Source organism: Niabella soli DSM 19437, from assembly GCF_000243115.2.
GTDB classification, from domain to species: domain Bacteria; phylum Bacteroidota; class Bacteroidia; order Chitinophagales; family Chitinophagaceae; genus Niabella; species Niabella soli.
This window is the reverse complement of sequence record NZ_CP007035.1, coordinates 353,403-379,222: the sequence shown is the minus strand read 5'-3', so window position 1 is coordinate 379,222 and position 25,820 is coordinate 353,403. Positions and strand designations below refer to the sequence as shown.

Genomic DNA, 25,820 nt, shown 5'->3' with positions numbered 1-25,820 from the left:
CCATTCTGTCGCCTTTAGCGATATTGATACTGTCAATGCAAACAGAATTTAAATCCGAAACTATAAATTTCGAATAGCAGAAATAATTATTCGTAATTTTATCAGGCATCTATCGCAGGCGGGATCGTATTTTAAGGCACAGATCCCTTAACGTTGTTCGCCACCTGATGCACCCCTAAAAAAACATTCAAACCAATTTTATGATCGCCAGAATTTATCTTTTCCTGCTGATCTTCGTTTTTGCCAGTTTAGCAAGCTGTAAAACAAGTCAACTGAAACAGGCTCCCATGCCCGAAACCGGAATGTTTAAAGTCGCGATACTTTATCCAAACGGTGAAAATAAAACCTTCGACATGGATTATTATGAAAAAAAGCACATGCCGATGGTAGCGGGGTTTTTAGGGAAAAATCTAAAATTTTATGAAATTGACAAGGGCATTGCGGGCAGGACAGGTGACAAAGTACCTTTTGCAGCGGTAGGTACTTTTTATGTTGCCGATGTTGCTGAATATAGCAAAGCACTAGCGCCGCATATGGATGCCATTTTCACGGACATAAAGAAGTACACGAATATTCAACCTATTGTACAAATAAGTGAGATCAAACAATTGGAGCACAATAACGTAAAATAGAACCCATTCACAGAATGCATTCCTTATCCCAAAAATTTTCTACAATAAATCTTAATAAGCCGGTGTAAGATTTCACCTGCGTTGGTTGACTAAACACATAAAACTGGTCGTGAGTCGTATGAAAACCCATATAGAAAAGCCAGAATCCAATTGAAAGATACGGCACCGCCGCCAGCTCCTGTCCGCTAACCATACGATCCTCCCGGTACCCTTCCAAAAAAATCTTATAGGCGTCATTGGCTGCTTCCCGGGTCATTCGCCCGGTATAGGTCTCCAAAATCAGATGTTGCCAAAAGGACATTATATCATTCGCCAGCCAACCATAGCCCATAAAATCAAAGTCGAAAAAAGTCACCGAATCATCCCTAAAATGAAAGTTCTTCGGAAGGAAATCAAAATGGCAATAGCCTTTTGAAAATCCCGATGTGTCCGAAAGCGATAGCTTTTCCGCCGCTTTCATTGCTATCTGCTTTAGCCAAACATATGCTTCGGGGTCTTTAGAAAAACCCGGCTTCAATAGTTCCAAAGGTCGGAAGAGCGTTGTTTCAGCATCAAATTCCCATCGTGCGTCTCCCAGTGAAATTACGGATGCTACATTATGAAAACGAGCCATCTCCCGCCCAAGCGCACGAAGTTGACTATTGGCCAATACCTTAATCACCTCACCCGGCGCATAGCTGAACAACACCGCATGCCTTTCCCCTTCCACAGCATCAAAGCTTAAGACAATTTCTCCTGAAGTAGTAGGAACCGGATAAGATACAGAAACACCAGCCTCTTTCAAAGCCAGTAATAATGCCATCTCTTCTTTTATTTGGGGAAGACTTCGATGAGAAGAACGATAAACGCGTAATACAAATTGCGCATCAGAGAACTCAACCAGATACGTATCGCCAACGCCCCTGGATAGGAATTTGCATTGCACCGCTCCGGCGTTGTATTTTCCAGTAATCACCCCGGATAAAGCTGCCGGGCAAAGAGTTGAATAAGTTGCGGGAAAAACAGGCTTCATAGTTAAAAATATCGTGATGGAATTTATCGCAATAGCTATATACTTCCGCCCTGTTGAAGCTCGTTGCTTCGCAGTTCTATTCTATCTCCCTTGTCGATTGGAGCTGTTTCAAAGGCAAGAAAATCGGGATATGCAACTGCAAGTTTCGGACAGCAGCCCAATTCCCACATTCTCAAATTTTCAAATTTTCACATTTGATTCAACAACTGCTCAGCAACAATTAAATCGATGGGATGTGTTATTTTGATATTGTTTTTATCGCCTTCTACCAGCGACACTTTCATTCCGAAGGCTTCTACAACAGAAGCTTCGTCGGTGAATTTTCCTTTTTGCTCAATAGAAAAGGCAGGAATTAGTATTTTACTGTGGAAAACCTGCGGCGTTTGCACCAGTACTATTTTTTCGCGCTCCAGGGCATCGCTGCCATCTTCGGTTAGCAGGCGCACACTGTCGTTGCTGGGCACCACGGGAATGGCGCTTCCGGTTTCCAATGCCTGTTCATAACACCGCCTTATCAGATCTGTAGTAACCAAACATCGAACGGCATCGTGCACAAAGATGATCGCGTCTTCCGTGATCAGTTGCAACCCGTTCTTTACCGATTCAAAGCGACTGCTGCCACCAACCGTAATGCGGATACGGTCTTTATCAAAATAGGCATCGATGATCTCCTGCCCCATATCGGTGTAAACATCAGGTAACACCAACACCAGCTCCAGGTCGTCATAGGCCTTTAAAAAAGTATCAATCGTATAGTAGAGCAAAGGCCGGTTCTTTAACAATAGAAACTGCTTTGGAAGCTCGCTGCCCATTCGCGTTCCCGTACCGCCCGCCACAATTACCGCAATCTTTTTCAATTTCTTATTTCTAATTTCCGATTTGAAATTTCTAATCCCGATAGCCATCGGGACTGATTTCTGACTTCTGGCGTCTCACTATTCACCTTTCACTTTTCACTAATTATTCATCCAGCTTCAACACCGCCAGGAACGCCTCCTGCGGCACTTCCACGTTACCGATCTGGCGCATGCGTTTTTTACCTTCTTTTTGTTTTTCCAGCAGTTTGCGTTTACGGCTGATATCCCCTCCATAACATTTGGCCGTTACATCCTTCCGCATAGCAGAAATATTCTCCCTTGCTACGATCTTGGCACCGATGGCCGCCTGTATGGCGATCTGGAACTGCTGGCGCGGTAATAATTCTTTTAATTTTTCGCATAGTTTTCTTCCGAAATCATGCGCCCGGCTGCGGTGGATCAGGGCGCTTAGCGCGTCCACTTTATCGTTGTTCAGCAGGATATCCATTTTAACGATATCACTGTCGCGGTAACCGGCAGGATGATAATCAAACGAAGCATAGCCCCGGGTCTGCGATTTTAACTTATCATAAAAATCAAACACGATCTCGGTCAGTGGCATCTCAAAGATCAGCTCCACACGCGAGGTGGTCAGGTAACTCTGGTTGATCAGGATCCCCCGTTTCCCCAGGCAGAGCGTCATAATATTGCCGATATATTCCGGCTTGGTAATGATCTGCGCCTTAATATAAGGCTCTTCAATACGTTCCGTTTTTACAGGGTCAGGAAATTCTGTAGGGTTGTTGACAATTATTTTCTCTCCCTTGGTGGTATGGGCAATGAAGCTAACGTTGGGGACCGTGGTAATAACCGTTTGGTTAAACTCCCGTTCCAGTCGCTCTTGGATGATTTCCATGTGCAGCATCCCCAGGAAACCGCAGCGGAAACCAAAACCCAGCGCCTGCGAGGTCTCCAGTTCAAAAGTCAGGGAAGCATCGTTCAACTGGAGTTTTTCCATGCAATCCCGTAGTTCCTCAAACTCATCTGTATTTACCGGGTAAATCCCCGCAAATACCATCGGTTTTACCTCTTCAAATCCCTTAATCATCATCGGCTTTTGATTGGATGCCAATGTGATAGTATCGCCTACCTTAACTTCTTTTGCATTTTTTATACCGGTAATAATATAGCCCACATCGCCGGTACCCACTTCATTCTTTTCCGTCATTTTCAGTTTCAGCACGCCAATTTCATCCGCCTCATATTCCTGGTTGGTGCTTACAAATTTTACTTTGTCGCCTTTACGAAGGGTTCCGTTTAAGACCCGGTAATACACAATAATCCCACGAAAGCTATTAAAAACACTGTCGAAGATCAATGCCTGCAAGGGGGCTTGCGGATCTCCCTTGGGGGGCGGAATTTTCTCAACAATAGCTTCCAGCACTTCGTCAACCCCTAATCCGGTGCGACCACTTGCCAGCAAAATATCTTCTGGTTTACAACCGATGAGGTCAATTATCTGATCTTTTACTTCATCAATCATCGCCCCATCCATATCGATCTTGTTGATCACCGGGATGATCTCCAGATCGTTATCAATAGCCAGGTAAAGATTGCTGATGGTTTGCGCCTGGATACCCTGTGTGGCATCCACAAGCAGCAGCGCGCCTTCGCAGGCAGCCAGCGCGCGGCTTACTTCATAGCTGAAATCTACGTGCCCCGGCGTGTCGATCAGGTTCAGCACAAATTGCTCTCCGTTCCGGGCCTTATAGTTGATCTGGATCGCGTGACTCTTAATAGTGATCCCTTTTTCGCGTTCCAGGTCCATATCATCCAGCACCTGGTCCATCATCTCCCGGTCGCTGATCGTATTGGTTGTTTGCAGCAACCGGTCTGCCAGCGTGCTCTTGCCGTGGTCAATATGTGCGATAATGCAAAAATTCCGTATATGCTTCATGCGTAAACCCTTGTTTTAGGGGCTGCAAAGGTACGATTTTAAGGGCAATCGGGGTTGGATTTTGTTCCCAGGCCGCTAAGCTGGTTTTTTGTCACTGAAGTGTTGAAAAACCCGAAGATAGCTGATGTCTGATTTTTTGATGTTTGACGTTTCACCTTATTAAAAATTATCATCCGTATGAACCCATTTTCACATTTCCACATTTTCACATTCCCACATTTTCTCCATAATGTTAAAACTAAATCGTTTTTGCATTTTTACCCGGATTTTGATTAGATTACAGGAGTTATTGAAAACGATTCAATTCTTACACGTATAAATCGCCATCATGAGCACAAACAACGTAAACAACGCCCCCCTGGCCAGCCTCGATGAATGGGAGGACGATCTTTTGAAAAGATACCCTGATCCGGAGACTATTGCTACCTCCAAATCAACAGAGGAATACCGGAATTATGAAGATCCCCGGCGGGATACGGTAAAGGAATTTTACCGGTTGAACCATACGTATCAAACCAGCGATTTTGTTGCCGGTAAAAGAAAAGATTTTTTAAAATTTGACCGCAAAGAAATGACGGTTTGGGATGCCTTTGCTTTCCTGAACGAGCTGGTGGACGACTCGGACCCTGATACCGACCTGGACCAGTTTCAGCACCTGCTGCAAACTTCAGAAGCGATTCGCCGCGACGGTCACCCCGATTGGATGGTGCTCACCGGCCTGATGCATGATATGGGGAAAGTTCTGTGTCTTTTTGGCGAACCGCAGTGGGCTGTTGTGGGCGATACCTTCCCGGTGGGATGCGCCTATTCCGACAAGATCGTGTACCCGGAATTCTTTAAAAACAATCCTGATCATGACAACCCTGAATATAATACCAAACTGGGCGTATATGAATGCGGCTGCGGGTTGCGTAATGTAAACATGTCCTGGGGGCACGATGAATATATTTACCAGATCCTGAAGGATTATCTTCCTGAAGAAGGACTGTATATGCTGCGTTACCATTCTTTTTATGCCTGGCACCGCGAAGGGGCTTATCAGTATCTTACGGATGACCATGATAAGAAAATGCTGAAATGGGTACAGCTATTCAATCCCTATGACCTGTATTCCAAAAACCCGGAACCACCGGACTGGAATAAACTACAGCCCTATTATGAAAAGCTGGTAAACAAATACCTTCCCAAAACGCTTAAGTTTTAGGTGGTTCATGGCAAATAGTTTATAGTCGATAGTTCATAGATCATAGTAGATAAACCATGAGCCATTAATTATTATTTCACTTGCTTCCGGCGAACCCATTTTCAAATTCTCAAATTTTCACATTCCCAAATTCCCGTGCATCAACTCCACCCACTCGACTATATTGTTTTCTTTATCTATTTCATAGCTGTATCCGCCTACGGGTATTATGTGTATCGCCGGAAAAAATCTGAAACCACCGATTCAAAAGATTTCTTTCTTGCCGAAGGGTCGCTGACCTGGTGGGCCATCGGCGCCTCCTTAATTGCGTCCAACATCTCCGCCGAACATTTTATCGGCATGAGCGGATCGGGCTTTGCACTAGGGCTGGCCATCTCCTCCTACGAATGGATGGCCGCGGCCACCTTGCTGATCGTGGCGGTGTTTCTGATACCGGTGTACCTGAAGAACAGGATCTTCACCATGCCGCAGTTCTTATCGGTACGTTACAACGATAAAGTAAGCACCATAATGGCCGTCTTCTGGTTATTGGTGTATGTTTTCGTAAACCTTACTTCGATTATTTACCTCGGCGCCCTTGCTATTTCTTCTATCAGCAGCTTAAGTTTTGAAGCCTGTATCATTGGGCTTTGCGTGTTTTCTGTAATTGTTACCCTGGGCGGAATGAAAGTAATTGGTTACACCGATGTCGTGCAGGTGCTGGTATTAATTATCGGTGGGTTGATTACAGCCTATCTTGCTTTGTCATTACTGGCCGATAAATTCGGGTTTGACGGTAATATCTGGAAAGCCCTTGGCATATTAAGAAAAGAAGCGCCCGAACATTTTCACATGATCTTTAAAAAAGGAGATCCTTATTATTACGAATTGCCCGGCATGTCGGTATTGATCGGCGGCATGCTCATCAACAACCTGGCGTATTGGGGATGCAACCAGTATATTGTACAACGGGCGCTGGGCGCCGATTTAAAGACCGCGCGCAAAGGTATCCTGTTTGCTGCTTTCTTAAAACTGCTCATCCCGCTTATTGCAGTACTGCCCGGGATAACCATGTTTGTATTGCACAAGAACGGATTATTTCAGCAGGAAATGACAGATGCATCGGGTACCCTGAAACCAGACCACGCCTATCCTACCCTGATGAACCTGCTGCCGCAGGGATTAAAAGGCGTTGCCTTTGCGGCGCTTACCGCTGCTATTGTGGCCTCGCTTGCAGGGAAAGCCAATAGCATTTCCACCATCTTTTCGCTGGATATTTACAAAAAGTTTTTTAATAAAGAAGCCTCCGAAAAAAAGCTGGTACGCACCGGTCGCTGGGCGGTGATCATTGCCATGCTCCTGGCAGCAATCGTAACGCCGGCATTAAAATCGCTGGACCAGGCCTATCAGTTCATCCAGGAATATGTGGGCTTTTTTTCACCGGGCGTGCTGGCCATTTTTTTACTGGGCATGTTCTGGAAACGGACCACGTCCGCTGCTGCATTGGCCGGGGCGGTACTTACTGTTCCGGTTTCAACGGTATTAAAATTCCTCCCCAAATGGACCAGCGGGGCTTTTCCGGATTACCCGTTCCTGGACCGGATGACCATTACTTTTTTTGTAGTGGCAGGGGTGATGATCTTTATCAGCCTTTTAACTCCGGCCTCCAAAACGGATTCGCCAATCATTGTTGAAAAACAGGATTTCCGCGTAGCGCCCGGCTTCCTGATGGGATCGATTGTTATTTGCGGTATCCTGGCGGCATTATATACGGTTTTCTGGTAAAAGCCAGATCCCGCAGATCAATGCAGAATAACAATTAAGGTTGCGGGAGATTTACTCCCTCTATTTTATTACAAGAATTTTAAAGCTTCCTGCTTTTACAGTGCCGCGTTTATTCTCACCAGTGGGCGCGCCCATTTCCGCAACAGATTCATAAATCGTTTTACTGGCCTCATCAATGGTAAGGGTACGTGCATATTTTACAGTAGGTAATACCTGCGCTACTTTGTAATTGTCCGCAGCAACTTCTTTAATGATGCTTAAGGTGCCCGTTCCGTTCGAAGAAAATATCAGCCGCGATTGGGGATCAAATGCAATACCGTCTGAGCCGTCGTCAATCGGTACGGCCTGCACCACTTTACCGTTTTCCGCATTCACCACCACCAATTTACCGTCGCAGCCGGCAAAGAGCCTTTTTGTGCTGCGGTCAATAGCCAATCCTGAAGGCTCCTCTCCCGGAGCGATCGGCCATTCGGCTATAACGGCATTTTTATGGATATCCACTACTGCAATGCTGCTTTTGTCTTCAATATTTACAAAGATCTTTCCGGAATGATCGCTTACAGCCGTTTCCGGTTTTCCGGATAAGGGAATTGTATTGACAACTTTGTCTGCCCCCGGATCAATAACCGATAAACTTTTGCTACGTCCGTTACATACGATTATTCTCTTAGAGAAGGGATCAAACATAACGGCGTCGGGGTTCTCACCGGTTGCTATCTGCCCCACCGTTTTATTATTGTCCAGATCAAAGACCGTAACATTGTTTCCTTTGCCATTGGTGATATAGCCTTTATGCACTCCATCCACAAAGGCAATGCCATGTACCCCGGGCGTATTTTCAATTACCGTTACGGGAGCGCCGGTTGTTTTGTTGATGACATTAACATGAGTACCATGTGAAATATACAGGTCATTGCCATGCACCGCCAGGTAATCCCAGCCGCCGTCTGTTGCAACCGGAAATTGTTTTACCAATTTAAACTGGTGCTCTTGAGCAAGGGCAACAGTGCCGGCACTAAGAAACAGTGCCGCAGCCACCAGGTTTTTTGAAATGCGCATAAAGGATAATTAATTATTAAAAAAGCAAGCTGCGGGCCAACTCTGAAGAAATCCTGAATTTCATTTATTATTCTCCAATATATTCGCATAAAGGGACCATTCTGCTAATGGCTACTATCCTAACGACTACCGGGCATAAAATTTCCGTTACTTAATATCAGCAAAAACAAAATAAACCGCGCCCAGCAACAGTGCAAAACTGACCAGGTATTTCCAGTGAAAGGCATTATTCGCAAATGCAACGGCATAAATAGTAAAGACACCCAGCGTTATCACTTCCTGCGTAATTTTTAGCTGGAACAGGTTGGCTCCTGTTTGTTGCCCCAGGCGGTTTGCCGGCACAGCAAGGCTGTATTCAAAAAAAGCGATCAGCCAGCTCAATATAATTGCCTTCCATAGGGGCCAGTTTTCATTTTTTAAATGATGATACCAGGCCAACGTCATAAAAACATTAGAGCAAACTAATAACAATACGGTTCTGTAAAACATTGCAAAGCGGATTAAATTCAATAATGCAGTGCCTTTTTGAATGCTGCCACTGCCGCGGGATTGATCCCTGAATGTTGAACCGTTTCCCTATCGTTTTCAAAGGCCGGGACTGTATAGTGCATCTTCGAAGGAATCATTTCCCGCAGGGAGCTATGAAATTCATGACAGCCCGTTATTTCCACCAACTGTTTTACATTATTGGCGCGTACGCCGCTTCCGGGCATAATACGGATACGGCCATCCGCCTGCTGCCGCAATTGCCGGATCAGTTGGCTTCCTTCCATAGCCGTAGCCTGCTGTCCGCTGGTCAATATACGTTCGCAACCGGTTTTAATGATCTGTTCCAATGCTTCCAGCGGCTCCCTGCACCGGTCGAAAGCCCGGTGAAAAGTAACGCCTAACGGATATACGGCCTCCACGACCCGGGCGGTACGCTCCGTATCGATCGTTCCGTTGGCCTTTAAAAAACCTGTCACGACCCCATCGCAATCCAGGTTCTTGCAATTAATAGCATCAGCCAGCATACAGTCGAATTCGGCTTCGGTATATAAAAAATCGCCCCCCCTTACACGGATGATGGGGTATATCGGAACATCAAAATGCTCCCGCACTTTTTGGATCACACCGTAGGACTGCGTAGTGCCACCCTCTCCCAGGTTGGCGCAAAGCTCTATCCGGTCGGCCCCGCCGGCCACAGCAGCTTTTACAGACTCAAAATCTGTAGTCGCTATCTCAACAATAAAATCATTATACTCCATTTCCACATTTTCACATTTTCAAATTCCCAAATTAAACTGAAAAATAGCTCCCCGGGTTCAAAAGCTGCTCCCGGCTGCCGGTTTTTATTGCGTAATTAAAACCCGGATGTATCGAATAAGCGCCGGCTACCCCGTTCCGGTCTAATGCAATAAAAGCCACCTGGATCTTTTTGGCATCCGCCTTCTTAATTTTCACAATACGCTCAATTACTTTTTTACAGGCCATAGCAGGAGCAAATCCCTGCCGCATCATTTCTACCACGCTGTGTGAACCTGCCACCCGGATCACGTCTTCACCCTGCCCGGTGGCCACGCAGGCGCCCACTTCATTATCTACAAAAAGCCCCGCGCCAATGATCGGCGAGTCACCCAACCGGCCGCGCATCTTAAATCCCATTCCACTGGTAGTACAACTGCCGCTTAAATTTCCGTTTATATCCATTGCCAGCATCCCGATCGTATCATGATTCCATTCACCATTGTCAAACCGCAGCGGCGCGGCCGGACCATGACCTTTATTTTCGCGGTTAATGGCCGGTTCATACTTCGAATTTTTCAGCCATCGCTGGTAAGCCTTGCGCGCATCTTCCGAAAGTGTTTCGGGCTCCAGCGGGAACCCTTCTTCAACAGCGAACTGCTGTGCCCCTACACCCACCAACATAACGTGGGGTGTTTTTTCCATTACCCTCCGGGCAACGGAGATCGGGTGCTTAATACGCTCCAAAGCGCCCACTGCGCCGCAATTGAACTGGTGATCCATAATACTGGCATCAAGGGTTACATAGCCATCCCGATCCGGATTGGCTCCTAAGCCTACACAGCAATTTTGCGAAGCTTCCGTAATTTTCACTCCATTTTCAACGGCATCCAGCGCGGTTCCTCCTTTGGACAGCACCTCCCAGGCGCCTTTGTTTGCTGCCAACCCCGCATCCCAGGTAGATATTACAATCGGCTTTTTCTGATTGAGTGATTGCCCGGCTGCATTCTTTAAAAAAAAGGAAGATACCCCGCCCAACATCCCCAATTGGAGAAACCGTTTTCTGCTGACCATAGATTTATTTTTTTCGAAATTAATTATTCCGCCACACTTTATAGGGGGCCGACCAAAAAGTTTTTTTGACCGGCAAGGCGGCAAGGCGGTAAATCTCAGGCGATTTAAAAACAAAGCCTTCCCGTCTTTCCGGATTCCCGGCTAATCATTAGTTCATGGTTTTTGATCAGCCCTGAAGCCGGTGTTTGCCATCATAAGAAGATTTGGACCTATACCGCGATATAGTATTTGGGCTATTGGATATATACAAGCAAAAGAATGTGATCATGCTGAAATGCAGCTCTTTACTGGTCAAACGAATCAGAAATATGGCGGCGTCTTTTATCCGGTGGAAACAGGCCCTTCGATCCGGCAAAACGTTCCAGCTCCCGCTGATATTCTTTTTGCACTTTTCTTTTCATAAAGTTCGTCCAACCAAACAACCGCCCTTTAACACCATAGGCTTTACCAATCCACTGCGTAAGATTATATCCTTCGCTCTGTTCGGTTATTTGCCCGTCCACAATCTTCATAAAAGTTTTTATAGGAAAAGTGATTTGTTTTCTTAACCGGATGGAATAATAATCTGCCCGCCACTGGCAGGTTACATATTCCTGATCTATCACTTCTGTTTTAATAATGGTAAGATGAAAATCCTTAACCGCCCTGCAAATCATCTTCAAGCGATCCCTTACCTGCTGCCCCTGCAGCAATCCAGATAACGGATCAGAAAAGAGAATATCATCGGTGTAATATTCGTTCATCCGTTCGTAATCCAACTTTTTAAAGGCCGAAAAAAATGCCGTTATAACTTCAATATTATTCATCCTGTTTTATATGTAATCAGGGCTCCCTGCCTGCGAAAATTGTGGCGCGAATATAAGACAATCGTTTGCATTGATTAATACCGTATTGTAACTTAAAAAATCCTTAACTTGGAGCACTAAATTATAAATTCTTGTTATGCGTATTGCTGTTTTATTCTTACTTTTTTGTTTTACAACCCGAAGTGTTTCCGCACAGGAAATAGACATTATCCCCAAACCCCAGACCCTGGTACAAAAAAGCGGCACCTTTACCTTAACGCGTGCTACGCCTATTGTTGCTGCTACCCAGGGCGAGAGAAACATTGCTGCACTTTTTAACGGTTACCTCAAAAGCTTCTATGGCTTCACTTTACCAATCGTTTCAAAAGGAAGTAAAGGAATTATTCTTAATACAAAGACTGCTTCCAATGAAGGGTACAACCTTGAAGCAAACAATAATGGCGTTAAAATTAATGGAAATTCTGAAGCCGGCACTTTTTATGGCGTGCAAACTTTAATCCAATTATTACCAACCCGGAAAGCAACAACCCTTGCCATCCCGTCTGTTTCCATAACAGATGCGCCGGTGGTATCTTACAGGGGGATGATGCTGGACGTGGGGCGTCATTTTTTCCCGGTTGAATATGTAAAAAAATATATCGATTTTCTGGCACTGCATAAAATAAACTACTTCCACTGGCATCTTACCGAAGACCAGGGCTGGCGGATTGAAATAAAAAAATATCCCCGGTTAACATCTGTTGGCGCCTGGCGCGACGGGACCATTATCGGCCGCTTCCCGGGTACCGGTAATACTTATCAGCGTTACGGAGGTTTTTATACCCAGGCCCAGGTAAAGGAAATTGTGGCCTATGCTGCTAAAAGATACATTACGGTTATACCCGAAATTGAAATGCCCGGTCATGGGAGCGCCGCCATTGCAGCTTATCCTGAATTAAGCTGTTTTCCTGACAAACCGACGTATGATTATTTTGTAAAAGCCGGTAATAAGGCGGACTACTGGGCCGGCAGCAAAACAGGCAAGCACGTAATGCAAAGCTGGGGCGTATATGACGACATTTTCTGCGCCGGCAAAGAACATACCTTTAAATTCTTACAGGATGTGTTAGACGAAGTGCTCCCCCTCTTCCCTTCTAAATTTGTACACATAGGCGGCGATGAGGCCCCTAAGAACAACTGGCATACCTGCCCGCTGTGCCAAAAGAGAATGAAAGAAAACCATCTGAAAGACGAACATGAGCTGCAGAGCTATTTTATACAGCGCATAGAAAAATACATTAACGCTAAAGGCAAAGTTATACTGGGCTGGGATGAAATACTGGAAGGCGGCCTGGCACCCAATGCCTGGGTGATGAGCTGGCGGGGTGAAAAGGGCGGAATAGAAGCCGCTAAACAGCACCACAATGTAATTATGTCTCCTACCACATACGCCTACCTCGATTATCAGCAGGCGCCAAAAGAAGATTCCGTAACCATCTCGAACAACAAAGGCTATCTGTCTATTGAGAAGGTATATAGCTGGCACCTCTTCCCTGATGCCCTGACCAGCGATGAAGCCCGATATATAAAAGGCGGCCAGGCCAACCTGTGGACGGAATATATCACCAACCCCAGAAAAGTTGAATATATGCTGTTTCCGCGCGCGGCCGCTGTATGCGAAACATTGTGGACGCCGCAGTCTCAGAAGAATTATGACGACTTTAGCCGGCGGTTAGCCACACAGAAAAAACGATACGATCTCTGGAACATTAACTATTACGGCAAGCAATCAAAATAAAAATCAATTCAAAAAATTAAGAGGATGACTAAAGCACAAACAATAACACCCAACCATTCCGATGCACTGGAGAAGATAGATGTAAAGATCTATCCGGGCTCCAAAGAAGGGTCTCTTGCTATTGCAAAAACAATTGCGGAGCTGATTCGTGCCAAACAAAAGCTGAATCAAAAATGTGTTTTGGGGCTTGCTACGGGTTCCAGTCCGAAAACATTATATGCCGAGCTGGTGCGCCTGCACAAGGAAGAAAAACTCAGCTTTAAAAATGTGGTTACTTTTAACCTGGATGAGTACTACCCCATCAGCCGGGAAGCCATCCAGAGCTATTACCGTTTCATGCATACCCACCTTTTTTCGCATGTGGATATCAACCCAAAGAACATCCACATCCCTAACGGCGAAGTGAAAAAAGAAGACGTAAAAGCCGCTTGTGCAGCATACGAACAGCTTATTGAAAAGGCCGGCGGTATTGACCTGCAGATACTGGGGATCGGTAATAACGGGCATATCGGCTTCAACGAACCGGGCTCCGGCATTCATAGCAAAACAAGGCTGATCAACCTTGAAAATTCTACGCGTCTGGCCAATTCTTTTGAATTCGCTACTATTTCCGATGTACCCCGGATGGCCATAACTATGGGCATCAGCACCATATTAAAATCGAAGCAAATTATACTGATGGCCTGGGGTGTGGCCAAAGCCAAAGCGGTAAAAGCGGCAGTGGAAGAAGTGGAAACGGAGCGCGTACCGGCATCGTTACTGCAAAGCCACCCGGATGTACAGTTTATCGTTGATGAAATGGCCGCATCCGAACTTACCCGCTTAAAATCGCCCTGGTTATCAGGCGAGGTGGAATGGGCACCCAAACTCGTAAAAAAAGCAGTGGTGAATATGGCCCTGGATCTTAAAAAACCTGTGCTTTCTTTAACCAACGAGGACTACAATCAATATGGCCTCAGTGATCTTCTGGTGGAAAAAGGAAATGCGTATGAGATCAATCTGGAAGTGTACTATATGCTGCGGGACAGCATCACCGGCTGGCCGGGCGGAAAGCCTAACGCCGTGATCCCTTCACACCCCGAGCGCTCGGAGCCCTACCCCAAGCGCGTACTGATCTTTTCGCCCCACCCTGATGATGATATTATCAGCATGGGCGGCACTTTTCAGCGCCTGCACGACCAGGGTCACGATGTGCATGTAGGATACCAGACCTCAGGAAACATTGCTGTAACGGACGAATTTGTAACGCGTTTCCTTGATTTTGCTGTAGGCTTTAACGACATTGCCAAGATCGATTCCGACAAACCGGGGAAGATCCTGAGCCAGACACGTAAATACGTGGCGGGTAAAAAACCGGATCAGATCGATACGCCGATCATCCGCCAGATAAAAGGATTGATCCGCCGTGGCGAGGCCAGCGCTACCTGTCGCTATGTGGGCATCCCGGACAGCAATATTCACTTTATGAACCTGCCGTTCTATGAAACCGGAACCATTGACAAAAAACCGCTGGGGGAAAAAGATATCAAGATCACCATGGAGCTGCTCCGCAAAATAAAGCCCCAGCAGGTATTCTGCGCCGGCGATTTTGCCGACCCGCATGGTACGCACCTCGTTTGTTTTAATGCCGTGTTGGCGGCCCTTCAACGCATCCGGGAGGCCGGTGATGCCTGGGTGAATGACTGCTGGCTGTGGCTGTATAAAGGCGCCTGGCAGGAATGGAATATCGAGGAAATTGAAATGGCCGTGCCCATGAGCCCCGAACAGGTATTGAAAAAACGTTTTGGTATTTTTATTCACCAGTCCCAAAAAGATATGGTGCCCTTCCAGGGATCAGATAACCGGGAGTTCTGGCAAAGAGCCGAAGAGCGCAATGCCAATACCGCTGCCATTTATGCAGACCTGGGTTTAACGCATTACGCGGCCATGGAAGCCTTCGTGCGTTGGCATTATTAATAGTATATAGAATTTTTTACAAAAGAGTGCTGCATAACTGCCGCACTCTTTTTTTTATGTTGTTTTGATCACTCATAATAAGCCGGTAGCAATCTTATTAAAATATCCATGACCCTATTGATTAGAAAGGATACTATTATTGAGCCGACATAGGCCGAGCCGCGGGCTCTCTGATTTCATTTCCACACAGGTTAACAAGGAACTAAAGTCCCTTGTTAACCTATTAAACCGGGGCTACGCCTCTTCAATCTTAACCGGCGGGAAGGATCTGCCGGCACAACACTATTCTTTATATTATAGAAAGCCAGAGGCTTGCGCTCGTCAGGCAACTTCGGAATTTATTCAGAAGTGATGTGCCGGGTAGAAAAATGAGTGCCGTCGGCACGACCCATTTGAACTTGAAAGCAACGCCCTGCGCTGGGATCTACCATTTTTCTTAATTGCCTTCCATCAGGTTCACATCGATCGCAATCAGAGGGATAGCTAAGCCCATAATGATAATTTTGATACCGGTTCATTATCACCATTTTCAAATCTTCAAATTCATTCATCCCGCCTGCACGAGCTCCCTCCCCGGCTGCGCAGGCGTCTGGATGACGCGTTTTGTTAGTTTAATATTCTCTCTCCCGATAGCTATCGGGGTTCAAATTCTCACATTTGCTTTTCCATTAAAAAAGGCCGTCCTTTCAGACAGCCTTACTTTTTGCTATAATGATAATCTATTTCACTTCCTCAAAGGGAACGTCGGTTACGTCTTCGGCGCCACCGGCAGCGTTGCTCTGCTGACCATCGCCACCCGGCTGTCCGGCATTTGCCTGGGCACCACCATCGGCACCTTGTCCGGATTTATAGATATCCTCGCTGGCAGCCGTCCATGCGGCATTCAGTTCTTCCATTGCTTTATCAATAGCCGCAACATCCTGTACCTTATGCGCTTCTTTTAATTTACCAACCGCACCCTCGATAACTGATTTTTTATCAGCGGGGATCTTGTCGCCGTATTCTTTCAGTTGTTTTTCTGTTTGAAATACCAGGCTGTCCGCGCTGTTCAATTTGTCGATCTTTTCTTTTTCCGCTTTATCAGAAGCTTCGTTGGCTTTAGCTTCAGCCTTCATTTTTTCCACTTCTTCTTTGCTTAAGCCGCTACCGGCCTCAATATGGATCTTTTGTTCTTTGCCAGTGCCTTTATCTTTCGCCGTAACGTGCATGATACCATTGGCATCAATATCAAAGATCACTTCAATTTGGGGAACCCCTCTCGGAGCCGGTGGAATGCCATCCAGGTTAAAAATACCCAGGCTCTTATTGTCTTTTGCCATAGAGCGTTCGCCCTGTAATACATGGATCTGTACACCCGGCTGGTTATCGCTGGCAGTAGAGAACACTTCCGATTTCTTTGTAGGAATAGTGGTATTGGAAGGGATCAGCGTAGTCATTACACCACCCATTGTTTCAATACCCAGGGAAAGCGGGGTAACATCCAATAACAATACATCTTTTACTTCACCGGTTAATACAGCTCCCTGAATCGCAGCGCCTACAGCTACCACTTCATCAGGATTCACTCCTTTATTGGGTTTTTTACCAAAGAATTTTTCTACAATTTCCTGTACTTTAGGAATACGGGTGCTACCGCCCACCAGGATCACTTCGTCAATCTGGGAAGCATTCATACCAGCGTCTTTTAACGCCGCTTCACAAGGCTTCAGACAACGGGCAAACAGGCTATCGGCCAGTTGCTCAAATTTGGCACGGGTTAATTTCTTAACCAGGTGCTTGGGTACTCCGTCAACCGCCGTTACATAAGGAAGATTGATCTCCGTTTCTGTAGAAGAAGATAATTCGATCTTTGCCTTTTCAGCAGCTTCTTTCAAGCGCTGTAATGCCATAGGGTCTTTACGCAGGTCGATCGCTTCATCGTTCTTAAATTCTTCTGCCAGCCAGTCCATGATCACTTTATCAAAATCATCCCCGCCCAGGTGGGTATCACCATTGGTCGATTTTACTTCAAATACGCCATCGCCCAGTTCCAGCACCGAGATATCAAACGTACCACCGCCTAAATCAAATACGGCGATATTATGATCCTTGCCTCCCTTATCCAAACCATACGCCAGCGCAGCGGCTGTAGGCTCGTTGATGATCCGGCGTACATTTAAACCGGCAATTTCCCCGGCTTCTTTGGTAGCCTGACGCTGGGCGTCATTGAAATAAGCAGGTACGGTAATAACCGCTTCGTTTACCTCCTGTCCCAGGTAATCTTCCGCTGTTTTTTTCATTTTCTGCAGGATCATTGCTGAAATTTCCTGCGGGGTGTATAAACGGCCGTCGATATCTATACGGATAGTATCATTATCTCCGCGAACTACCTTGTAACTGATATGGGAAAGTTCGTCTTTAACTTCATCATACTTACGTCCCATAAAACGTTTTACGGACATAATAGTGTTCTGAGGGTTGGTTATCGCCTGCCGTTTTGCAGGATCTCCTACTTTACGTTCGCCGTTTTTTAAAAATGCTACAACGGATGGGGTGGTACGGCGTCCCTCATCGTTGGCGATCACCACTGGTTCATTACCTTCCATAACTGATACACAGCTATTTGTGGTTCCTAAGTCAATACCAATAATTTTTGCCATAGTATTTAAGATTTTCTCCTTTTATTAAATAGTACCGCGATTGCAGTACCTTCTAGCTTTCAATGATTATGCCGTTTCATAAGAATATGCAAAAATGTCATGCCGTTGTAAACAGCACTTGGAACCTGCGTTTTAAAAAATCAGCCCTCTTTTCCTGCAACCCCTATTATCTATATATGAATCAATTGCTTATCAATCCATTCCTCGAAAACGTTGTAGCAAGAATCTGTGGATTTATGCCAATTCTTCCCTATATTTATAGCAGCACGATTGGCACATTTTTGAACCCTTTAATCTATTGTCATATGTCTGATTCAAGAAGAAAATTCATTAAACAGTTTACATTGGCCTCCGCAGGCACTTACCTGGCCACCATGGGTATGAGCGCCAAAAGTTATGCAAATATCCTGGGCGCCAACGAACGGGTGCGGGTAAATATCGTAGGATTTTCCGACCGTTTCCGGTCTTCCCTTTTTCCGGCCTTTTTCAATCATTACAAAAAATTAAACTTTGATATTACGGGGGTTTCAGATCTGTGGAGTTATCGCCGGGACCTGGGCACTGCTTTTCTTTCTGAAAAACTGGGCCATCCGGTGAAGGGCTATCGCAATAATGATGAATTATATGCAGCAAAAGATGTAGACGCCGTTATCATCAGCACGGCGGATTTTTTACATGCCCTGCACGCGATTGAAGCCGTAAGCGCCCGGTGCGACGCTTATGTGGAAAAGCCTTTTGCCGAAACCATGGAGGATGCCCGGGCGGCGCTTAAAGCCATCAAAGCGTCCAAACAAATTATACAGATCGGGTCGCAACGCAGAAGCGGGGCCAATTACCAGGCGGCAAATGAATTTATCAAATCGGGTAAATTTGGCGATATCTATATGGTAGAACTTACCTGGAATGTGAACCAGCCGGGGCGCTGGCGCAGGCCGGAACTGGTGGCGAAACTAAGAAAAGAAGACACGGACTGGAACCGCTACCTGGCCAACCGGCCGCATGAGGAATGGGATCCGCGGAAATACCTGGAATACCGGTTGTTCTGGCCCTACTCTTCCGGATTGCCGGGACAATGGATGAGCCACCAGATCGATACAGTACATTGGTTCAGCGGTTTGAAGCATCCGCGCAGCGTTACCGCAAACGGCGGTATTTACCAATGGAAGGATGGACGCCGGAACTGGGACACCCTCTCCGCCGCATTTGAATATGGCCCGGAAGACGATCTGACCAAAGGCTTCCAGGTGGTATTTCAATCCCGCATGGGCAATGGAAGTGATCAGCCATCAGAAGTATACTATTCCAATGGAGGTGAGCTGAACCTGATCACTAACAGGGTTTCTCCTAAAGGCGGACTGAAAGAATCGGCCGCCAAAGACATGGGGATGAAAGAAAATTTACTGCCCGATTTCGCATTAACGGAAAAGGTCGAAAAAGTAGCCGCAGGCGCTAATACCGGTGGCGATCCTTTAACCAGCAATCATATGCTGAACTGGATGGAATGTGTGCGCAGCCGTAAGCAAACCAATGCCCCGGTGGAGGCTGGATATATGCACTCAATAGCCAATATTATGACCACTGCGGCTTCCCATACAGGAATGAAAGCAACGTTTGATGAAAAGACCCAGGAAGTGATGGTGGGTGGAAAAGCGTTTAAGTTTTAGGTGGAATAAGGCAACTTCCCATCTTTTTCTCCAAACACGGGGACTTAAGTTTTGTAAAAACAAACAATCTGCAGTGCTTTAATATTCTTCAGTCCTCTTCGAGATAGCTGGGTTCTGTTTCCTTTTTAAAACTGAAATGCCGCTGGGCCAGGTAGCTAAAGAGCACCACCACCACCGTAGTGCCTATTTGCGCAAATACCGGGTAAATATGCCAGCTTTCAACCGCAATTTTTAAAAGAATATAATTCAGCGTCAGGTTGAATACACAAACCAGGAGATAGCGGAACAGTTGCACCCGCCCCCTGATCCGGCTATCATCAAAGACCACATATTTCATCAGGAAAAAGCCAACCACAAAGGTTACAACAAATGAAACTACCAGTGCCGCCACGTGCGATTTAAATGCATAGAAGCTAAAATGAAAATCGCGGCCTTCCAGGATAAATTTATACGTTATATAATAGGCCACCAGGCCCAGCAAGGTATTTCCCGCGCCGGAAACGGCATAACGGAACGTTTGCAATGGCATCAGCGCCTTAAAGGGCGGGTAAAAAAAATCAATAACAGGAAGGATAAAATCCCGGGTCTTATGTAAGTGCTTCCTCATCCGGCGCGAAGATATTCCTTATTAAAATGATTTCTGCCCCGGCGTTCCTTAAATTTGCAACAAATTTGAAAGGAATGAGCATTGTGGATATATTGAGGCCCGTTGTTGCAGGTGCATTAAAAGATTTATATCAGAAGGATTTTGCCCCCGCGGCTATTGCCATCAATACGACCAAACCGGAGTTTGAAGGGGATTATACGGTTGTATTATTTTCATTAGTAAAAGAGTTAAAGAAAAAGCCGGAAGACCTCGGACAGGAAATAGGCGAAAAGCTTACCACCGATCAACCCACATTAATTACCGCATTTAATGTCATCAAAGGTTTTCTAAATCTTACTATCGCAGAAACGATCTGGACCAGTTATCTTGATAAAAATTTCAACAGCAGTTCATTGGGCAGGGAAACGGATAACCCCGCCAAAGTGATGGTGGAGTATTCCTCCCCCAATACAAACAAGCCGCTGCATTTAGGTCATTTAAGAAATAATTTCCTGGGCTGGTCCATTGCGGAGATCCTGAAATCAACCGGGTGTGAAGTGCAGAAATGCTGTATTTCTAACGACCGGGGCATCCATATTTCAAAATCGATGGTATCCTGGCAGCTCTATGGGAATGACGCTACGCCGGAATCAACGGGAATCAAAGGCGATCACCTCGTAGGTGATTATTATGTGCTGTTCGGACAGAAACATAAGGAACAGATTGTGGAGTTAGTAAACCAGGGACTGAGCAAAGAGGATGCCGAGAAAGAAGCACCTGTAATGAAGGCCGCTCAGCAAATGCTGGTAGACTGGGAAGCCGGCAAGCCGGAGGTCATGGCCCTGTGGAAAAAAATGAACCAGTGGGTATACAGCGGCTTTGATGCAACCTATAAACGCATCGGTACTGATTTTGATAAAATTTATTACGAGAGTGATACCTATATTTTAGGAAAGCAGTTTGTAGAACAGGGCCTGAGCGATGGCGTGTTCTTCAAAAAAGAAGATGGCAGCGTATGGATCGATTTAACCGATGAGGGGCTGGATGAAAAATTGGTATTACGAAAAGACGGCACAGCCGTATACATCACGCAGGACCTGGGGTTGGCCGATGAAAAGTATAAGGACTTCCCCTATGACCAAAGTATTTATGTGATTGCGGATGAGCAGAACTATCACATGAAAGTATTAAAGCTGATCCTGCAAAAATTACATAAGCCTTACGCTGACGGCATCTACCACCTCAGTTATGGTATGGTGGAATTGCCCAGTGGCCGCATGAAGACCCGCGAAGGCACCGTAGTGGATGCAGACGACCTGCTGGATGAATTAGTAAAAGTGGCCGCCGCAAAAACGGAGGAACTGGGCAAGGTTAAAGATTTCTCCCCAACAGAATTGACCGCATTATACGACACCATTGCTTTGGGAGCGCTGAAATTTTTCCTGTTGCGGGTAGATCCTAAAAAGCGCATGGTCTTTAATCCTGACGAAAGCATCGATTTCCAGGGCTTTACTGGTCCGTTTATACAATATACCCATGCGCGTATCAAATCCATTTTACGCAATGAGCCTTTGGCTGAAACAGCGGATGCAGCAACGCCATTACTTCCATTGGAAAAGGAACTATTAGTGCTGCTGGAACAGTTTACTACCATTGTAAAACAGGCTGCTGCCGAGCACAATCCTTCCCTGCTGGCCATTTATGCTTTCAGCGTTGCCAAATTATTCAATAGTTTTTATACGGCGCATTCCGTGCGCAATGCCGGATCTGCGGAAAAGAAAGCATTACGCTTGAAAATCTGCGCCTTAACCGCCGGGACGATCAAAGCCTCAATGGCGTTATTGGGTATTAATGTGCCGGAACGGATGTAGTGCGCACTGCTGAGAAGATTAGATGCTGATCTGCCGCGGCGGACAGCATGACATGCGTCAAGGAACAATGATCGTTTAATAAACGAAATGCCACCCTGAACTTGTTTCAGGGTCTAATTCTTGATCAGGAATCAATCATCAACTGAGCCATTCCTCAGCCAGGTCTTTCATCTCCGGATTCTGTCCCCTGATCAGATTTAACTTCCATTCCCTGTGCCAGCGCTTCAATTGCTTCTCACGTGCAATCGCGTTACGAACATCCGAGTACTCCTCGTAATACATCAAATAATAACAATTGTACCGGGAAGTGAATCCTTTATTTTCTTTACTTCGATGCTCCTGCACTCTGCGAACGATATCGTTGGTAACACCAGTATATAAAACGGTGCGCAAAAATTGGAAAGGATGTAAACCGTAAAAATGTGACTTTTCATATTGGAGTATCTGTTAGCACAACAAATTTAACGATTCATTCCTGAATAGATGCTGATCCGCCGCGGCGAACATCATGACATTTGTCAAGTACAATGATCATTTTTTAAATAATTAACAATTCTCAAATGCAATTATTTTTCACAAAAGGAGTCCCACTGAAAAATAAACGATCCCTATGCGTTCCTTACTGATCCCGGCTACTTTTATAGCCGTTTTATGCATGGCCTGCTCCGGCAGCAAAAAACTACTGCCTGCCGAAGCGCTCCACATGGACGAGGCTACCACACAAGCCTACCCTTCCCGGTTTTATGACGACCAAACGCATATCCGGTACGACTTCCGGAATGATGATAAAAATTTTTATGTGATCCTGGAAACCGACAACGCCGCTTCCAAAATGCGGATGCTGCGGGAAGGGGTAAAAATTTATTTTAGCCCGTCCGGTTCAAAAGACGGGGCAAGATATATACAGTACCCTTATAATAACGGCAGCCGCCCGCCATCGCAACAGGCGGCTTCTGCTAATCATCCCGCTTCCGGAGAACTAAAAAACAGCGACCATAACGACATTTCGTTCCACCGCCAGGCGGCCTTAAATGAAAATGGCAAAATAAAGGTGCTCGACATGAATAACAGCAGCGCCTTTCAATTTACAACCACTACCAACGCAAATGGTTTTTTCCGGTATGTAGCTATTATTCCCAAAAATGCATTGACGACAACTAAAAACAATACCGTCATTGGTATCAGTATTGCCGAAATGAAGCGGGGCGGCGGATCTTATGGCGCGCATGGAACGGCTCAAACCCATGTGAGCACTGGGGGCGGCGGTATGCATGGCGGTGGCCGGGGAATGCGTGGCGGCGGCGGTCGGGGTGGCGGCATGCACAGGAATGATTCATCGGATACCGGCGCAAGAAACGGCGGCACCGATGCCAGCGGAAAAGTGGACTGGTGGTATAAGGTAGCGCTGGCGCAATAAGCAACTACTTGCACACAAAGGTTTCACGCAGCGATGCGGCGGAGCAGCGGACGCGGCGGATGGTTTGATTGAATCTTTGAAAATCCGAGGAATCTGTGAGACAAAACTACTTGTACGCAAAAACGCAGATTTACCGGCCAAAGCAGTTTCACATTTATGGTCTATCGTTTATCGATTGGCAACAGCCGCCATCAACCCATCCAGCTTTGCTTCATGGGCCTGGCTCACCGGCACCACCGGCAGTCGCATCGTATTTTTACAATACCCCATTTTATTCAGCACATATTTAACACCCGAAGGGCTACCCTCTTTAAACAGGGCATCCACCATGTCCAGGTATTTTAAATGCAGCGGCAGGGCTTCTTCAAATTTCCCCGCCAGGCAAAGGCGCACCATATCTGAGTATTCTTTTGGATACGCATTGGCGATCACAGAGATCAGCCCTTTAGCGCCACAGGCGATCATGGGCAGGGTAATGGCATCATCACCGCTGATCAGCATAAAATCGGACGGTTTGTTTTTCATGATCTGGTTGATCTGCTCAAAGCTGCCCGATGCCTCTTTGGTAGCAAAAATATTGTTGCAGTCGTGCGCAATACGCAAGGTGGTTTCAACCGAAACGCTCATCCCGGTACGTCCCGGCACATTATACATAATAATGGGCAAGGGCGCCGCATCGTTCAATGCCTTATAATGCTGGTAGATGCCCTCCTGCCGGGGTTTATTATAATAAGGTGATACCGAAAGAATAGCATCAAAGCCATCCAGCTTCATTTTTTTAAAGGCATCCAGTACTTCATGGGTGTCATTACCGCCAACGCCCGCCACCAGGGGCACCCGTTTGCCGGTAACTTTTTTTACAAAATCAAACACTTCCTGTTCCTCTTCACGGGTTTGCGTAGCACTTTCCCCCGTGGTACCAATAGCTACCAGGTATTCCACCTTATTTTCAATCCAGAAATTGATCAGGTTTTCAAAAGCCGCCCAGTCGATAGAGCGATCCTCGTTAAAGGGCGTTATAATTGCAATTCCCGTTCCTGTAAGTTTTTGTTGTAAAGACATGTATAAGTTCTTAGTTTTCAGTCCCGATGGCTATCGGGATCAGTATTCAGTTATCAGTTCTTAGTATTTAGGCCTCCCTATTCACCATTCACTATTGCCTATTCACTTTTCCCTATTTATATTCTTCCCAGAATCCCATTTTAGAGAATTTCTCGATCCGGCCGTTAATGCGTTGTTGCGGATCCAGGGTTTTCAGTTCTTTTATTGACTGGATCAATTGTTTTTTAAGATTTTCAGCCGCCACTTTGTAATCCCAGTGCGCCCCGCCATCCGGTTCCGGTATAATCCCGTCGATCAGGCCAAATTCATTCATTTTGGAGGAGGTCAGTTTCAACTGCTCGGCGGCTTTCACTTTATAATCCCAACTGCGCCAAAGGATTGTAGAACAATTTTCAGGGGAAATAACGGTATACCAGGTATTTTCCATCATAAACACCCGGTCGCCCACGCCAATGCCCAATGCCCCGCCGCTGGCCCCTTCTCCAATGATCACGCAGATCACCGGCACTTTAAGGCGGATCATTTCATAAATATTGCGGGCGATGGCTTCCCCCTGTCCTCTTTCCTCTGCTTCCAGCCCGGGAAAAGCGCCCGGGGTATCAATTAATGTAATGATCGGCTTGTTAAACTTCTCTGCTAATTTCATCAGGCGCAGGGCCTTACGGTATCCTTCGGGGTTCGCCATCCCAAAATTCCGCAACTGGCGTTTTTTGGTATTAGAGCCCTTTTGCTGGCCGATCATCATCACGGTTTGCCCGCCCAGCGTAGCAAAACCACCCACCATCGCCTTATCATCCTTCACGTTCCGGTCGCCGTAGAGCTCCACGTAATTATCCGTCATCAGCTCAATATACTTATGGGTATAGGGGCGGTCCGGGTGGCGGCTCAACTGTACCCGCTGCCAGTCCGTAAGATGACGGGTAATGTCTTTGCGGGTTTCGGTCACTTTTTGCTCCAGTTGTTGCACCTGGTCCGACAGATCAATCTTTGTTTTTTCTGAGCGTTCCTTCGTCAGTTCAATTTCTTCAATAAGATCCTTGATGGGTTTTTCAAAATCCAAAAATTGTCGTACGGTATCTTGTGGCATAATTTTTTCTGCTTAATCGGCATCGAAAATACGCAATTATTAGACATGTTCGAGGTTTAAGGTGTAAAGTTTGATGTTTGAGATACAAGGGAATTGCACGTAGTGGGGCTAAGACACAGGATCACGCAACCACGCTAAGGGGCAAAGACGCAAGGTTGCACGCGGTCCCGATAGCCATCGGGCTAAGGAGCAGCGGCGCGGAGAGAGCTCTCACAGAAAGCACAGATTTGCG

21 protein-coding genes are annotated in these 25,820 nt (G+C 46.1%); 8 read left to right on the top strand and 13 right to left on the bottom strand.

Annotated features, from left to right (window positions below):
* The first annotated feature begins 200 nt into the window (after positions 1-200).
* Entirely contained in the window at positions 201-632 is a 432-nt protein-coding gene (locus tag NIASO_RS01515; protein ID WP_008582001.1) for an EthD family reductase, read from the top strand.
* A 7-nt stretch (positions 633-639) separates the two neighbouring features.
* Here NIASO_RS01515 and NIASO_RS01510 read toward each other — a convergent pair whose 3' ends face one another.
* The 3 genes from NIASO_RS01510 to lepA all read right to left on the bottom strand — a co-directional run bounded on the left by NIASO_RS01510 (position 640) and on the right by lepA (position 4,398).
* On the bottom strand, positions 640-1,644 hold the full coding sequence (locus NIASO_RS01510; RefSeq protein WP_008582003.1) for a phosphotransferase enzyme family protein: 1,005 nt from the start codon (positions 1,642-1,644) through the stop codon (positions 640-642).
* 188 nt (positions 1,645-1,832) lie between these two features.
* Positions 1,833-2,501 (bottom strand): 2-C-methyl-D-erythritol 4-phosphate cytidylyltransferase, encoded by a 669-nt coding sequence (locus NIASO_RS01505; protein ID WP_025298607.1) that lies wholly within the window; start codon positions 2,499-2,501, stop codon positions 1,833-1,835.
* Between the two features lie 103 nt (positions 2,502-2,604).
* On the bottom strand, positions 2,605-4,398 hold the full coding sequence (gene lepA, locus NIASO_RS01500) for a translation elongation factor 4 (protein ID WP_008582010.1): 1,794 nt from the start codon (positions 4,396-4,398) through the stop codon (positions 2,605-2,607).
* A gap of 328 nt (positions 4,399-4,726) precedes the next feature.
* On the opposite strand from lepA, the gene NIASO_RS01495 reads away from it, so the two are divergent.
* Positions 4,727-5,602 (top strand): inositol oxygenase family protein, encoded by an 876-nt coding sequence (locus tag NIASO_RS01495; protein ID WP_008582013.1) that lies wholly within the window; start codon positions 4,727-4,729, stop codon positions 5,600-5,602.
* 135 nt (positions 5,603-5,737) lie between these two features.
* A complete protein-coding gene (locus NIASO_RS01490) occupies positions 5,738-7,366 on the top strand; it encodes a sodium/sugar symporter (protein ID WP_008582016.1) in 1,629 nt (542 codons plus the stop codon).
* Positions 7,367-7,426: 60 nt separating this feature from the next.
* Here NIASO_RS01490 and NIASO_RS01485 read toward each other — a convergent pair whose 3' ends face one another.
* From NIASO_RS01485 to NIASO_RS01465, 5 genes are all read right to left on the bottom strand, one after another.
* Positions 7,427-8,425, bottom strand: coding sequence for a beta-propeller fold lactonase family protein (locus NIASO_RS01485; RefSeq protein WP_008582018.1), 999 nt, complete (start codon positions 8,423-8,425; stop codon positions 7,427-7,429).
* Between the two features lie 147 nt (positions 8,426-8,572).
* On the bottom strand, positions 8,573-8,914 hold the full coding sequence (locus NIASO_RS01480) for a DMT family protein (RefSeq protein ID WP_008582019.1): 342 nt from the start codon (positions 8,912-8,914) through the stop codon (positions 8,573-8,575).
* Positions 8,915-8,931: 17 nt separating this feature from the next.
* Positions 8,932-9,672: a copper homeostasis protein CutC gene (locus tag NIASO_RS01475; RefSeq protein WP_008582020.1), complete on the bottom strand. Its 741-nt coding sequence runs from the start codon at positions 9,670-9,672 to the stop codon at positions 8,932-8,934.
* Between the two features lie 31 nt (positions 9,673-9,703).
* Positions 9,704-10,723 carry an isoaspartyl peptidase/L-asparaginase family protein gene (locus NIASO_RS01470; RefSeq protein ID WP_008582021.1) on the bottom strand — a complete coding sequence of 340 codons (1,020 nt, stop codon included), beginning with the start codon at positions 10,721-10,723 and terminating at the stop codon, positions 9,704-9,706.
* Positions 10,724-11,007: 284 nt separating this feature from the next.
* The gene (locus tag NIASO_RS01465; RefSeq protein WP_008582022.1) at positions 11,008-11,529 is read right to left on the bottom strand and encodes a nuclear transport factor 2 family protein; all 522 of its coding nucleotides are present in this window, start codon (positions 11,527-11,529) and stop codon (positions 11,008-11,010) included.
* Positions 11,530-11,665: 136 nt separating this feature from the next.
* Here NIASO_RS01465 and NIASO_RS01460 point away from each other — a divergent pair, with 136 nt between their 5' ends.
* Positions 11,666-13,306, top strand: a complete 1,641-nt coding sequence (locus NIASO_RS01460) for a beta-N-acetylhexosaminidase (protein ID WP_008582023.1) — start codon at positions 11,666-11,668, stop codon at positions 13,304-13,306.
* Positions 13,307-13,330: 24 nt separating this feature from the next.
* Positions 13,331-15,262, top strand: coding sequence for a glucosamine-6-phosphate deaminase (gene nagB / locus NIASO_RS01455; RefSeq protein WP_008582024.1), 1,932 nt, complete (start codon positions 13,331-13,333; stop codon positions 15,260-15,262).
* 719 nt (positions 15,263-15,981) lie between these two features.
* On the opposite strand, the gene dnaK is transcribed toward nagB, so the two are convergent.
* Positions 15,982-17,901 (bottom strand): molecular chaperone DnaK, encoded by a 1,920-nt coding sequence (gene dnaK / locus NIASO_RS01450; protein WP_008582025.1) that lies wholly within the window; start codon positions 17,899-17,901, stop codon positions 15,982-15,984.
* A 305-nt stretch (positions 17,902-18,206) separates the two neighbouring features.
* Between dnaK and NIASO_RS01445 the strand changes: the two genes are divergently transcribed.
* Positions 18,207-19,565, top strand: a complete 1,359-nt coding sequence (locus NIASO_RS01445) for a Gfo/Idh/MocA family protein (protein WP_025298606.1) — start codon at positions 18,207-18,209, stop codon at positions 19,563-19,565.
* An 88-nt stretch (positions 19,566-19,653) separates the two neighbouring features.
* On the opposite strand, the gene NIASO_RS01440 is transcribed toward NIASO_RS01445, so the two are convergent.
* Positions 19,654-20,172: a GtrA family protein gene (locus tag NIASO_RS01440; RefSeq protein WP_008582027.1), complete on the bottom strand. Its 519-nt coding sequence runs from the start codon at positions 20,170-20,172 to the stop codon at positions 19,654-19,656.
* A 74-nt stretch (positions 20,173-20,246) separates the two neighbouring features.
* Here NIASO_RS01440 and argS point away from each other — a divergent pair, with 74 nt between their 5' ends.
* A complete protein-coding gene (argS, locus tag NIASO_RS01435; protein ID WP_008582028.1) occupies positions 20,247-22,022 on the top strand; it encodes an arginine--tRNA ligase in 1,776 nt (591 codons plus the stop codon).
* A gap of 138 nt (positions 22,023-22,160) precedes the next feature.
* Here argS and NIASO_RS01430 read toward each other — a convergent pair whose 3' ends face one another.
* Entirely contained in the window at positions 22,161-22,415 is a 255-nt protein-coding gene (locus tag NIASO_RS01430) for a GIY-YIG nuclease family protein (protein ID WP_008582029.1), read from the bottom strand.
* A gap of 217 nt (positions 22,416-22,632) precedes the next feature.
* Between NIASO_RS01430 and NIASO_RS19550 the strand changes: the two genes are divergently transcribed.
* Complete coding sequence (locus tag NIASO_RS19550; protein WP_008582030.1) at positions 22,633-23,439, top strand: hypothetical protein; 807 nt, start codon at positions 22,633-22,635, stop codon at positions 23,437-23,439.
* A 168-nt stretch (positions 23,440-23,607) separates the two neighbouring features.
* On the opposite strand, the gene dapA is transcribed toward NIASO_RS19550, so the two are convergent.
* Positions 23,608-24,501: a 4-hydroxy-tetrahydrodipicolinate synthase gene (gene dapA, locus NIASO_RS01420; RefSeq protein WP_008582031.1), complete on the bottom strand. Its 894-nt coding sequence runs from the start codon at positions 24,499-24,501 to the stop codon at positions 23,608-23,610.
* Between the two features lie 112 nt (positions 24,502-24,613).
* Positions 24,614-25,588, bottom strand: coding sequence for an acetyl-CoA carboxylase carboxyltransferase subunit alpha (locus NIASO_RS01415; protein ID WP_008582032.1), 975 nt, complete (start codon positions 25,586-25,588; stop codon positions 24,614-24,616).
* Positions 25,589-25,820: the final 232 nt, after the last annotated feature.

Excerpts from the sequence above, each read along its gene's own strand:
- NIASO_RS01515 (WP_008582001.1), top strand. The coding sequence starts at position 201 with ATGATCGCCAGAATTTATCTTTTCCTGCTGATCTTCGTTTTTGCCAGT.
- NIASO_RS01510 (WP_008582003.1), bottom strand. The coding sequence starts at position 1,644 with ATGAAGCCTGTTTTTCCCGCAACTTATTCAACTCTTTGCCCGGCAGCT.
- lepA (WP_008582010.1), bottom strand. The coding sequence starts at position 4,398 with ATGAAGCATATACGGAATTTTTGCATTATCGCACATATTGACCACGGC.
- NIASO_RS01495 (WP_008582013.1), top strand. The coding sequence starts at position 4,727 with ATGAGCACAAACAACGTAAACAACGCCCCCCTGGCCAGCCTCGATGAA.
- NIASO_RS01485 (WP_008582018.1), bottom strand. The coding sequence starts at position 8,425 with ATGCGCATTTCAAAAAACCTGGTGGCTGCGGCACTGTTTCTTAGTGCC.
- NIASO_RS01480 (WP_008582019.1), bottom strand. The coding sequence starts at position 8,914 with ATGTTTTACAGAACCGTATTGTTATTAGTTTGCTCTAATGTTTTTATG.
- NIASO_RS01475 (WP_008582020.1), bottom strand. The coding sequence starts at position 9,672 with ATGGAGTATAATGATTTTATTGTTGAGATAGCGACTACAGATTTTGAG.
- NIASO_RS01470 (WP_008582021.1), bottom strand. The coding sequence starts at position 10,723 with ATGGTCAGCAGAAAACGGTTTCTCCAATTGGGGATGTTGGGCGGGGTA.
- NIASO_RS01465 (WP_008582022.1), bottom strand. The coding sequence starts at position 11,529 with ATGAATAATATTGAAGTTATAACGGCATTTTTTTCGGCCTTTAAAAAG.
- NIASO_RS01460 (WP_008582023.1), top strand. The coding sequence starts at position 11,666 with ATGCGTATTGCTGTTTTATTCTTACTTTTTTGTTTTACAACCCGAAGT.
- nagB (WP_008582024.1), top strand. The coding sequence starts at position 13,331 with ATGACTAAAGCACAAACAATAACACCCAACCATTCCGATGCACTGGAG.
- dnaK (WP_008582025.1), bottom strand. The coding sequence starts at position 17,901 with ATGGCAAAAATTATTGGTATTGACTTAGGAACCACAAATAGCTGTGTA.
- NIASO_RS01445 (WP_025298606.1), top strand. The coding sequence starts at position 18,207 with ATGTCTGATTCAAGAAGAAAATTCATTAAACAGTTTACATTGGCCTCC.
- NIASO_RS01440 (WP_008582027.1), bottom strand. The coding sequence starts at position 20,172 with ATGAGGAAGCACTTACATAAGACCCGGGATTTTATCCTTCCTGTTATT.
- argS (WP_008582028.1), top strand. The coding sequence starts at position 20,247 with ATGAGCATTGTGGATATATTGAGGCCCGTTGTTGCAGGTGCATTAAAA.
- NIASO_RS19550 (WP_008582030.1), top strand. The coding sequence starts at position 22,633 with ATGCGTTCCTTACTGATCCCGGCTACTTTTATAGCCGTTTTATGCATG.
- dapA (WP_008582031.1), bottom strand. The coding sequence starts at position 24,501 with ATGTCTTTACAACAAAAACTTACAGGAACGGGAATTGCAATTATAACG.
- NIASO_RS01415 (WP_008582032.1), bottom strand. The coding sequence starts at position 25,588 with ATGCCACAAGATACCGTACGACAATTTTTGGATTTTGAAAAACCCATC.